The sequence below is a fragment of the Marivirga tractuosa DSM 4126 genome (assembly GCF_000183425.1).
Classification (GTDB): Bacteria; Bacteroidota; Bacteroidia; order Cytophagales; family Cyclobacteriaceae; genus Marivirga; species Marivirga tractuosa.
In genome coordinates, this window is the sequence record NC_014759.1 from 826,206 (window position 1) to 838,417 (window position 12,212).

Below are 12,212 nucleotides of genomic sequence, written 5' to 3' on the forward strand. Positions count from 1 at the left end.
AGCACAAGTTGATGCTTGCGCTAATTTTTGATTTTAAATAAGTGGGACACAGGCAAGATGCTTGCACCACATATTTGTTTCTTAATGATAGAAATCTACGTTTTCATAATGTAATAACAGTTCTGTCATTCTATCAGGATCTTCTCCTTTAAAGTTTACTGTACCAAAATGGTTCCCGAAACCAGCTCTATCACTAATTTTCTGTGTAGTCATTGGAGGTACCAAATTATGGTCTAAGAAGTAAGGCTCCTCTTTCAGCTCTTCTGGAATCTCTAGTTTGGAAATAGAATTTTTATGAGGATAAATCATCACATTTCCGTAGAAATTCTTAGGTCTGGCATCAGGAGCAGGTAATACTTCATTCAATTCTTCTTCTGATAAATTAGGGTCATGGCATAAAACAAATGCTCCTAAAGCATCAAAATCATATGCTTTCCCAGCTAATTCTAGGATATGACCGCCTGGAATTCTGCAGGCCACCTCGCCAAAACTCAATGTATCGTCTTCGGTCAAGAACCATTCCGGATGAATCATACCATATTCTATACCAAATAGATCTACTAATTTCTGCATCTCTTTCATGATTTTTTCGCGCTTGGTATGCAGATAATTCCCTTCTGGAATAAAATTAGAATAGCCTAATTTTACATATTCCGTGATATTTAGGAATCTGATTTTTCCTTTATGCACAAAGGCCTCGCAAGAAAATTCTCTTCCTGGTAAGTGGCTTTCCGCTAAACATGGAAAATCGTCCTCTTCACATTTTTCTTCTATGTCAGCCTGCGAACGCAATAGACGGTGTCCTACAGTACCTGCGGATGCAAATGGTTTAATATGAACCCAGCTATCTTCTTCTCCATCAATTTGGAGATTAGCCTGATTCAATCGTTTCATAAAGGCTTTAACACCTTCTTTATTATAAACCTCTTCAAATAACCCTACACGTAAACCACCAATTAAAGCTTTACGCTTCATCATGGCTTTATTTCTAAATAAAAATGCACGGTTTAATACACGAGGATCATCTCTATAAATAGAGTTTAATGCACCCGCCCATTCCACTGTTTCTTCAAAAAGCGGAACAGCTACGTCCACATTAAAGGGTTTTAATTTCTCATGTAAATCTAAAGAATTGGAGGTATCACTCCATTCATCAAATTGATAAGCAACAAATGGAATATCATGTTCTTTAGCATATTCCTCGAAATCAGGAAATGATACCACTACATAAGGTTTGTTGAGTTTTTGCATACTTTCGATCACGGGTAAACTCCAACCCATTAGTGCAAAACAATTTGCCATAGTTTTTATAGTTTTTAGTTTAGTATTGATTTATAGTAATTAGTTAATATAAACTATAAAATTCCCAAGTCCGATATAATACTATGTTATCTGTAAATATGACAAGCTAGGAAGTCGGGAGATAGAATCGAACTGTTTGGCTACCTGGAGTGCTAAGAAAAGGGTCTTAAGTGTTGAATAGATGCCAAATATGAAGATCGAAACATGGGAAGATCATGCTAAGCCTTGCGTTTAGAGTCTATGTTCTTCTAAACCGTTCATAAACCTATTAGTTCATATAAAATAAAGTACTTCATTGTTTGGAATAAAGGTGCTAATTTGATCTAAATAAAAAAGCTAAATATATGAGAAGAATTATACTATTATTAATGATTGGTTTAATGCTAAGTTACCAGTCCTATTCTCAAGAGAGAAAATTAGAAGCTGAAAAAGAGGTGGTTACCAATCATCAGGTAACTATAAAAGGACAGAAAATATCCTATTCAGCTCGGACAGGAACGCAACCCGTTTGGGACAAGGACGGCAAACCCATTGCAGCTGTTCATTACACTTATTATAAGCGGTCAGATGTTTCAAATATGGGAAAAAGACCTTTGGTTATTTCCTTTAATGGAGGCCCAGGTTCAGCTTCCGTTTGGATGCATTTAGCCTATACTGGTCCTAAAATTCTAAATATAGATGATGAAGGATATCCTATCCAACCCTATGGAATAAAAGACAATCCGCATTCTGTTTTAGATGTAGCAGACATTGTTTATGTAAACCCAGTCAACACGGGTTATTCAAGAATTTTAGATCCCGAAACCAAAAAAGAAACATTTTTCGGTGTTAATCAAGATATTGAATACTTAGCGGAATGGTTGAATACATTTGTAACAAGAGCAAATAGATGGAACTCCCCAAAATATTTAATTGGGGAAAGCTATGGCACAACTAGGGTTTCAGGCTTAGCTTTGGAATTGCAAAATAGTCAGTGGATGTATTTAAATGGAGTGATTTTGGTATCCCCAACTGAATTAGGCATTGAACGGTCAGGTGCTGTTGAAGCAGCAAATAGATTACCTTATTTCACAGCAGCAGCTTGGTATCATGAAAAATTGCCTTCCGAACTACAAAAGAAAGATTTAGATGAAGTACTAGCAGAATCTGAATCTTATACACTTAATCATCTCCTTCCGGCTATAGCCAAGGGAGCATGGGTTTCGGAAGATGAAAAGAAGAAAGCGATTGAAAATTTCAGTAAATATTCAGGTCTGTCAGAAAAAGTAATTGCACAGCATAATTTAGATGTTCCAACTTCTTTCTTTTGGAAAGAACTACTTAGAGAAGAAGGCTATACTATAGGGAGATTAGATTCACGCTACAAAGGTATTGATAGGACTGATGCAGGCACAAGACCCGATTTCAACTCTGAACTAACTTCTTGGCTACATTCATTTACTCCAGCCATAAATTATTACTTTCCCAATGTTCTGAACTACAAAACTGATATAAAATACAATATGTTCGGGCCGGTTAGACCATGGGATAATAGCAATGACAATACAGGCGAAAATTTAAGACAAGCTATGGCTCAGAATCCCTATTTACATACCATGGTGCAAAGTGGATACTACGATGGTGCTACTACTTATTTTGATGCAAAGTATACGATGTGGCACATTGATCCAAGCGGAAAGATGAAAGACCGACTTTCATTTAAAGGATACCGAAGCGGCCATATGATGTATTTAAGAAGTGAAGATTTGGCTACCTCAAATGAGGATATAAGAGAATTTATTAAGAAAAGTTTACCAACTGCAGGAACACCTGCTAAATATTAAATTTGATTCTTCCATATGGCTTATTTTTGAGCCATATGGAAGAAATCTAACCAACATTATTCTATGAATTACACCAAATCAACCAAATTTACCTTTCAATGCTGCTAATTTAGCTTGCAAATCACCTTCTGGAGCTTTTTCTTCAGCTTTCCTTTTAAATTTACCTTTTGGTTTCTCCTCTTTAGATTGTTGCTTGAAAGGATCTTTCTTCATAGAGAAGGAAATTCTCTTTCTGCCCTCATCCACTTCCAAAACGGTTACTTCTACTTTTTGCGCCACATTGACCACTTCAGCTGGATTGCTTACAAATTTATCTGCAATATGGCTTACATGAACCAATCCATCCTGATGAACACCTACATCCACAAATGCACCAAAATTGGTAATATTAGTAATAATACCAGGCAATTTCATCCCTACTTTTAAATCCTTGATTCCATTAATGCCTTCAGTGAAAGAAAAAGCTTCAAATTGTTCACGTGGATCGCGACCTGGTTTAGCTAATTCCTGCATAATATCCTGCAGAGTTGGAAGACCTACAGTTTCTGTTACATATTGCTTCATATCCAACTTCTCACGCAATTCTTTGCTACTCATCAAATCAGTTATGGAAGCCTGGACGTCCTTAGCCATTTTATTAACTAAATCATAACGCTCTGGGTGAACAGCACTGCTATCTAATGGATTTGTAGCGTCACTAATGCGCAAGAAACCAGCAGCCTGCTCGAAGGCTTTATCTCCTAAACGTGGCACTTTCTTCAATTCTTCTTTGCTCTTGAAAGCACCATTTTCATTTCTATATTTCACTATATTTTCTGCTATGGAAGGTCCTAAACCAGAAACATAAGTTAATAATTGCTTACTCGCTGTATTCAATTCAACACCCACATTATTCACACAACTAACAACTGTATCATCCAAGCCCGCTTTTAATAAATTCTGATCAACATCATGTTGGTACTGTCCTACTCCTATAGATTTCGCATCAATTTTAACCAATTCAGCCAAAGGATCCATTAATCTTCTGCCAATAGATACTGCTCCACGAACTGTCAGATCGTAATCTTTAAATTCCTCTCTAGCTACTTCAGATGCCGAATAAACGGAAGCCCCACTTTCGTTTACCATTACAGCGGTCACTGAACTGGGTAAACCTATGGAATTAATAAATTTTTCAGTTTCTCTACCTGCAGTACCGTTTCCTATGGCAATTGCTTCTACATTGTATTTCTCTACTAATTGCAATATCAAAGCTGCTGCCTTGGCGGTTTGTCTTTGCGGCTCATGTGGATAAATGGCTTCATTAAATAATAATTTACCTTGTCTGTCCAGACAAACTAGCTTACATCCTGTCCTAAAACCAGGGTCTACGGCCATTACATTTTTCTGACCCATTGGAGCAGCTAAAAGCAATTGTCTTAAGTTATCAGAGAAAACTTTGATTGCTTCTTCATCCGCTTTTTTCTTAGTGAAAATACGAATTTCAGTTTCCATGCTTGGTTTCAATAACCTTTTGTAAGCATCTGATAATGCGATTTTCACTTGCTGAGCTGCTTCATTATCCGCTTTCACAAAATGTTTCTCCATTATGAAAAGAGCATCTTCCTCTTCCGGACTGATGTCCAACATCAGGATCATTTCCTTCTCTCCTCTTCGCATGGCTAAAATCCTATGAGAAGGAGCAGTTTTAACATTTTCTTCCCATTCGAAATAATCTTTATATTTCTGCCCTTCAGTCTCTTTCCCACTTAAAACTTTTGATCGAAATTTTCCATTTTCCAAGAATAATTCTCTGATGTCTTCTCTTAGCTCTGCATTTTCATTTGCCCATTCTGCAATGATATCCCTTGCTCCGTGCAATGCAGATTCAATATCAGCCACTGCTTTTTCCTCATCAATATACTTTCCAGCTTCAAGCTCTAAGTCAATATTTGCTTGTTCGAAAATAAGCTTAGCTAAAGGTTCCAAACCCTTTTCTCTTGCAATGGTCGCTTTGGTTCTTCTCTTAGGCTTATAGGGAAGATAAATATCCTCCAGCTTAGCCATAGTCTCCGCTGCATTAATTTCCTTTTCCAGCTCAGGAGTTAGTTTTTCCTGTTCTTTTATAGATTTCAAGATAGCTTCCCTCCTTTTGTCCAAATCGCGTAATTGTTGCACACGGTCACGGACATCAGCAACAGCTACTTCATCCAAACTACCAGTCATTTCTTTTCTGTAGCGGGAAATAAAAGGCACCGTAGCACCGCCATCCAATAATTCTACTACTGATTTTACTTGTTGGGGACGCACATTTAATTCCCCTGCAATTTTAATTATGTGATCCATATTTTAGATTTTAGATTCTAGAACCTAGATTCTAGACTGTGGATTTATGATTTTAGGAAGAGTTTAATTGAAAGTTTTTGTTTTTGTACTTAATTAAATTGAAGAACTATCCATATCTTAATAACAGTTTCTAAACTCTAGGTTCTAGACTCTAGACTCTAGACTCTAGGTTCTCCTTTAATATCCCAATACTTTCCGTACTCTACCCAATGTCTTGCTTGCTATTTCGGAAGCTTTTGCTTCGCCTTTTTCCAACTTTTTATGAAGCTCATCTAAATTTTCCATATAGTGATTATAAAGTTCTCTTTCTTTAGCATACTTTTCCACTATCAATTCAAAAAGGGCTTGTTTAGCATGACCATAGCCATAATTACCGCCTTCATAATTTCTTCTCATTTCAGCTATTTGCTCATCTGAAGCCAGTAATTTATAGATATTGAATACATTACATTTATCAGGATTTTTTGGCTCTTCCATTGGTGTACTGTCTGTGATAATCTGCATCACATTTTTCCTTAGCTTTTTATCTGTCTGGAAAATATCGATAGTGTTGCCGTAGGATTTACTCATTTTCTGTCCATCAGTACCAGGGATTGTCATGATTTGCTCATCAATTCTAGCCTCTGGCAGCACAAAAACATCTCCATATCGATGATTGAAAGCACTTGCTATATCACGAGTCATTTCCAAATGCTGCTTCTGATCTTTGCCCACAGGAACTATGTCAGCATCATATAAAATGATATCACAAGCCATTAATACAGGATATGTAAATAAGCCAGCATTCACATCAGCCAAACGATCAGATTTATCTTTGAAGGAATGAGCATTTGCTAACATAGGGAAAGGCGTATAACAACTCATATACCAGTTCAATTCCGTTACCTGAGGTACCTTAGATTGTCTGTAAAATAAATTTTTATCCGTATCAAAGCCAAAAGCCAACCAAGCAGCCGCTACTGCATTGACATTATCCTTCCGTACCTCAGCATCTTTAATGGTGGTTAATGAATGCAAATCAGCTATAAAAAAGAAGCTTTCATTTTTGGGGTCTTGGGATAATTTAATAGCTGGAATAATAGCTCCCAGCAAATTTCCTAAGTGTGGTTTTCCAGAGCTTTGAATACCAGTTAAAATTCTTGACATTTTATATATTTTTCTTTCTAATGATTTTATCTAAACTATAATTACCACCTCCATTTAAAGCTGTAATTGAAAAAATTGCTGCATATAGTAAGCCAAGCTCCTGCTTTCCAAACGGGTCACCACTATGAACCACCAAAGCCGCAATTAGCATTGTAAACAAAATAGGGACACTTGCCAAACGGGTGTAAAGTCCTAAAGCTACTAAAATTGAACAAATAAATTCTGCAAAAACGGTGGCAACTAAACTAAATTCTTCACCTAAACCAATAGGGTCTGCAAAACTAAAATCACCAGAAAGTAATTTTCTGAATTTAGGATAACCATGAGTAAGCATCATGAGTCCACCAGCTAATCGAAGTATCAACAAACTTAAATTCTTAAACGGCATATTGATTATTGTTATAGAAAATTGAGCACTTAACAAACACTTTAATCCCTACTTAATTTGCAATCAAAATAAAATTAAGGGATGAAAAAAAGTGAAGAAATGTGTATCTTCGTTTATATTAAAAAACGAATTTATGAAGAATATTCATTTGCTAAAAAGTTCAATTGCTATTGTTTTTCTATTTTTTATCCACATTTCGGTATATGCACAAAATAATACCGCTAAAATCACATTCTTAGAAGAAAAGTACGACTTTGGAACAATAGAAGAGAGCAATGGTCAAGTAACACATTCATTCAAATTTGTAAATACAGGTACGGATTCTATTAGATTAACATCCGTTAGGGCATCTTGTGGATGTACTACTCCATACTGGTTGAAATCTGCTTTATCTCCAGGAGATACAGGAAAAATCGAAGTAGCCTTCAATCCCTTAAACCGGCCAGGGAAATTTGCCAAAACGGTTACAGTCAGGACGTCAGGGGAGCCAGAAACCAAATTACTAAGAATATCAGGCTATGTGGATCCCAAACCAAAGACGATTAAAGATGAATTCTCCACTGAAATGGGTGGAATTAGACTTAAAAGCAAGTTTATCAACTTTGGAAACATATCTACAGAGAAGCCTGTTTCTCAGAAGGTAGAAGTTTATAACCAGTCGGAAGATACCATCATTGTTTTAGATCGTTTTGTTTCTGGAGATTTTATAAAAGTCACAAAACTGCCCGCTGTAATACCACCAAATAAATCAACTTCAATTGAAGTTAATTATCTACCTAAAATCAAGAACGATTTAGGTTTCATGAATGATCCATTAACCTTATTTACAGATGAGGTGGAAAACAGTAATAAGGCATTGAATATTATTGCAACAATTAATGAGTACTTCCCACCTATGACCGAAAAAGAATTGGCCAATGCTCCCCATATTGAATTCGAATCATTGGAATATGATTTTGGACATATTAACGAAGGAGAACAATTAAGCCACAGTTTTATTTTTAGTAATACAGGCAAAGACACTTTAAACATAAGAAAAACAAATACGACTTGTGGATGCACTGTATCTGAATTAGAAAAAATGGATTATCTTCCAAACGAACAAGGTGAAATCAAAATCACATTCGATTCAAAGGGAAGAAGAGGCACCCAAATTAAAAGAATTACTTTATTTACTAATGATCCCACAGCTCCTACGCAGGATTTGATTATAAAGGCTTATGTGAGAGATTAATATAAAAATCAAAACTACATCTTCTAATCATTGGGAGGCTAACAAAAGCTTGCTAAATAAAACAGATTAAATAATGAAAATTAAACAGAATCTGTCAGTAATCATTGAGTACCATTTTATATTAGGAAAAAATCCTTCGCACTAGACAAGCAATAGCTTTAATTTTCTAGTATTAAATTGTTAAGCCTCTGATCCCCTCAGTCTTTATTAGTATGAGCTTACCAGTAAATGGCTTAAAAGCATTTTTTTTCAACTCTAATATTCTGACTATAAACAATTTATTACTATCTTCATCGGACAAATTTCAAGGTTTTATGTTGCTATTCAATTAGGAATTATCAGATTTTGAATTTTAAAACATCTACAATACATAAAACCAATCATTATGAAAACACACTCCATTTTTTATTTTGTATTGATGATCTCGATGATCTCATTCATTTCTTGCACGACCGAAGAACAGAAAAGTAAAGAAACTAATCTTCCAGCAAAAGAAGCTTACAGCGTTCTCATCGGAGGAACAGAAGTAGGTTATTTAAAAGTATCTCGCCACGCAGATAGTCTATTTACGGATTACGATTATAAAGATAATGGTCGAGGCCCAAGCATAAAAGACACCATTATCTTAAATGAAAAGGGTTTTCCAGTAAATTGGACAATTTCAGGCAATACCACTTTTGGAAATACCATTGATGAGCATTTTCAATTTAAAGGCAAAAAAGCTACTTGGACTGATGCCACTGGAAGTAGTGAGGCCAGCGTTAGCGCAGATGCCCTTTATATTGCCGAAGGCGGCAGCCCATATATGGCATTTTTGGGAGCAAGAGTTTTATTAAATGCAAAAGATAGCACCATTAAAGCCTTACCGGCAGGCGAATTAAAAATTACTGCTATGGAAAGCTTTAAAGCAAAAGCGGATAGTATTGAAGTTAGTTTAACAAGTTATGCCATCTCTGGCAGTGACCTCAATCCTACCTATATCATTTTAGACGATCAGCAACTATTCTTCGCTCTTATTAGTCCCCGCTTTATTTTAATCAGGGAGGGATTTGAACAGGAAGAAAAGCGAATGCGCGGTCTGGCGGAGAAATATGGAGCCGAGCGCTTTCAATCTTTACAAGCCCAATTTGCTCATAATTATGACGGTCAAGTAAGAATTAAAAATGTAAGAATTTTTAATCCTAAAACACTTTCATTAAGTGAACCATCCTCTGTGGTAATTTTAGATGATAAAATTCTAAGCATAGAAGCAGCTGATGCTGAGCCTCAGGAAAATGAAACTGTAATTGAAGGGAACGGTGGCACCTTAGTGCCAGGCTTATACGATATGCATTCACATATGGGTGAAAATGCGGCTTTACTTAATGTTTTGGCAGGAGTCACTAGCGTTAGGGATATGGGTAATAACAATGAAGTTTTAGATGAACTCATCAAAAAGATTGAAAGTGGTGTATTAGCGGGTCCACGTATTACCAGATTAGGATTTATTGAAGGGAAAAGTCCTTTTAACAGCAATAATGGGATTTTGGTAACTAGTGAGGAAGAAGCCTTAGCAGCGGTACAAACTTATGCTGATAAAGGTTTTTATGGTATCAAACTCTACAACAGTATGAACGGTGACTGGGCACCTAACATTATCAAAAAAGCACACGAACTAGACTTATTTGTGACAGGACACGTACCTGCCTTTTCTAATGCTAATAACATGATTAGGGCCGGCTATGATGAAATGACCCATATCAACCAAGTAATGCTAGGTTGGGTATTAGATGCAGAAGAAGATACACGAACCTTATTAAGACTTACTGCCTTAAAGCGCCTACCTGCCTTGGAAATCCAAGATCCAAAAATCAAGGAGACAATAGAACTTATGGTGAAAAACAAAGTAGCGATGGATCCTACACTTGGAATTCATGAAGCCTTAATGCTGGGACGAAATGGTGAGATAAGAGCAGGAGTTGTAGACTACATCGATCATATGCCAGCTAATGTACAGAGAAGTTTCAAAGTGGCCTTAGCTAACGTAGCGGACTCAGTAGAAGACCAAGAATACAGAGAAGCTTATGATAAAATTGTTTCAACCTTGAAGGTAATGAAAGAAAAGGACATTCTAATTGTTCCGGGAACAGATATGGGCGGTGCATTTACACTACACCGAGAGTTGGAATTGTATCAGCAGCTTGGTTATAGCCCTGCCGAATTGGTTAAACTTGGTAGTTTTGATATGGCGCAGTATCTGAGTCATAATGATAGAGGAATTATAGAGGAAGGTAAACTGGCTGATTTTTTCTTAGTCCCAGGGAATCCAATTGAAGATATAAAGGCAATTAAAACAATCTCAATGGTTTCACGCGGTGGCACTATATATTATCCTACTGAAATATATCCTGCCTTTGGTATTGAACCTTTTACTAAGTTACCAGCTGTAAAATAGCTTAATTAAAACTCGCAAAACATTACTTATTGTGTAATCTTATTTTAGGACGAGACAACTAAATAAAAAAGGCCTGCAAACTGCAAGCCTTTTTTATTAGACAATATTATTGATAAATATTAAAACAAAGAGATATTAAAGAAGATTTGCAAGACACTAATAATGAAAATTGCTCCTACTACAAAAGGTGACACAAATCTTACCATAAATAAAATCATCTTCTCTAAGAAAGTACCTTCTAGTGCAGCATTTCCAAAGTAAAGCTCTTTTTGGAAGCCTTTATTTTTCCAAGACCACCCAGCAAAAATTGCTATCAAAAATCCGCCTAATGGCAATGCCAAATCTGAGAACACATTTTCAATCAATGTAAAGAAATCTTTGCTCTCCCCTCCGTAATAAGTGAAATTGGTAAAGAAATCAGAAGCCCCTTGTGAGAGCATTGTTGGTAAGCCAACGAAGAAGATAAAGGTCGCAACAAAATAAACTGTTTTCTTCCGGTTGGTTTTGAATTGATCCGTTACGAAAGCAACCGGAACTTCCAATAAAGAAACTGTAGATGTTAAGGCCGCAAAACACAATAACAAAAAGAAAGATGCTCCTATAAAAGGACCAATACTACCCATTGTTTCAAATATTCCCGGTAAGGCAAAGAAAACCAATCCAGGGCCAGCATTTGCTTCAATAGTAGGCTGACTGAACACTAAAGGAAAAATCATTAAGCCTGCTAAGAAAGCGATCGAGATATCTGCAATGGTAATTAAAGCTGCAGCTCCTACTATACTGTCATCTTTTCCAACGTATGAGCCATATGTGATTAGCGCTCCCATACCCAAAGATAAAGAGAAGAAAGCCTGAGCAAGTGCAGTATAGAAGGTATTAGCTGTAATTTCACTGAAATCAGGAACTAAATAAAAGGACAATCCATCCATGGCTCCATCCAATGTTAATCCATAAGATATCAAGCCTACAATCATAATCACCAATAAAGGCATTAATATCTTAGTCCATCTTTCAATTCCTTTTTGGACTCCACCTGCTACTATTAGAGCAGTGATTACCATGAAACCTATCGAATAGAATAGATTGTCGGTTATATTAGAAACAAAGCCGCCAAAGTAATCACCGTAGTGAACACCTTCACTTAGAAGTCCTCCAAAACCGATTTGGATAAAATATCCGAAAGCCCAACCTGCCACTACATTGTAGAAACTAAGGATCATAATGCCAGACAAAACACCCAATAAACCAACTAATCCCCACCTTCGGTTTCCTATTTTATTAAAAGCTCCGAATGGATTTAGTCTTGTATTTCGACCAATAGCTGTTTCAGCCAACATAATGGGTAAACATATTAAAAATGCACAAGCCAAATAAATAACTAAAAATGCAGCCCCCCCATTTTCTCCTACTTCGTAAGGGAACTTCCAAATGTTACCTAAACCTACTGCAGAACCTGCTGCTGCTGCTATAAAACCTAAACGGTTAGAAAAACCTCCTCTTGATGCCATGTATTAAATTTTAGGTCGTAAATATATAGGATTAATCCAATAGCGCAATATG

At 36.3% G+C, this 12,212-nt stretch carries 8 protein-coding genes; 3 read left to right on the forward strand and 5 right to left on the reverse strand.

Features of this window, described 5'->3' with window-relative positions; translation table 11 throughout:
- Positions 1–81: 81 nt before the first annotated feature.
- On the reverse strand, positions 82–1,302 hold the full coding sequence (locus tag FTRAC_RS03290; protein WP_013452808.1) for an ATP-grasp domain-containing protein: 1,221 nt from the start codon (positions 1,300–1,302) through the stop codon (positions 82–84).
- A 344-nt stretch (positions 1,303–1,646) separates the two neighbouring features.
- Here FTRAC_RS03290 and FTRAC_RS03295 point away from each other — a divergent pair, with 344 nt between their 5' ends.
- Positions 1,647–3,125 (forward strand): S10 family peptidase, encoded by a 1,479-nt coding sequence (locus tag FTRAC_RS03295; protein ID WP_013452809.1) that lies wholly within the window; start codon positions 1,647–1,649, stop codon positions 3,123–3,125.
- A gap of 78 nt (positions 3,126–3,203) precedes the next feature.
- On the opposite strand, the gene FTRAC_RS03300 is transcribed toward FTRAC_RS03295, so the two are convergent.
- From FTRAC_RS03300 to FTRAC_RS03310, 3 genes are all read right to left on the reverse strand, one after another.
- Positions 3,204–5,450, reverse strand: a complete 2,247-nt coding sequence (locus FTRAC_RS03300) for a Tex family protein (RefSeq protein ID WP_013452810.1) — start codon at positions 5,448–5,450, stop codon at positions 3,204–3,206.
- Between the two features lie 177 nt (positions 5,451–5,627).
- Positions 5,628–6,596: a tryptophan--tRNA ligase gene (gene trpS / locus FTRAC_RS03305; protein ID WP_013452811.1), complete on the reverse strand. Its 969-nt coding sequence runs from the start codon at positions 6,594–6,596 to the stop codon at positions 5,628–5,630.
- Between the two features lies 1 nt (position 6,597).
- A complete protein-coding gene (locus tag FTRAC_RS03310) occupies positions 6,598–6,984 on the reverse strand; it encodes a DoxX family protein (protein WP_013452812.1) in 387 nt (128 codons plus the stop codon).
- A gap of 133 nt (positions 6,985–7,117) precedes the next feature.
- On the opposite strand from FTRAC_RS03310, the gene FTRAC_RS03315 reads away from it, so the two are divergent.
- A complete protein-coding gene (locus FTRAC_RS03315; RefSeq protein ID WP_013452813.1) occupies positions 7,118–8,218 on the forward strand; it encodes a DUF1573 domain-containing protein in 1,101 nt (366 codons plus the stop codon).
- Positions 8,219–8,603: 385 nt separating this feature from the next.
- Positions 8,604–10,652 (forward strand): amidohydrolase family protein, encoded by a 2,049-nt coding sequence (locus tag FTRAC_RS03320; protein WP_013452814.1) that lies wholly within the window; start codon positions 8,604–8,606, stop codon positions 10,650–10,652.
- Positions 10,653–10,771: 119 nt separating this feature from the next.
- On the opposite strand, the gene FTRAC_RS03325 is transcribed toward FTRAC_RS03320, so the two are convergent.
- A complete protein-coding gene (locus FTRAC_RS03325; protein ID WP_013452815.1) occupies positions 10,772–12,160 on the reverse strand; it encodes a sodium-dependent transporter in 1,389 nt (462 codons plus the stop codon).
- Positions 12,161–12,212 lie beyond the last annotated feature (52 nt).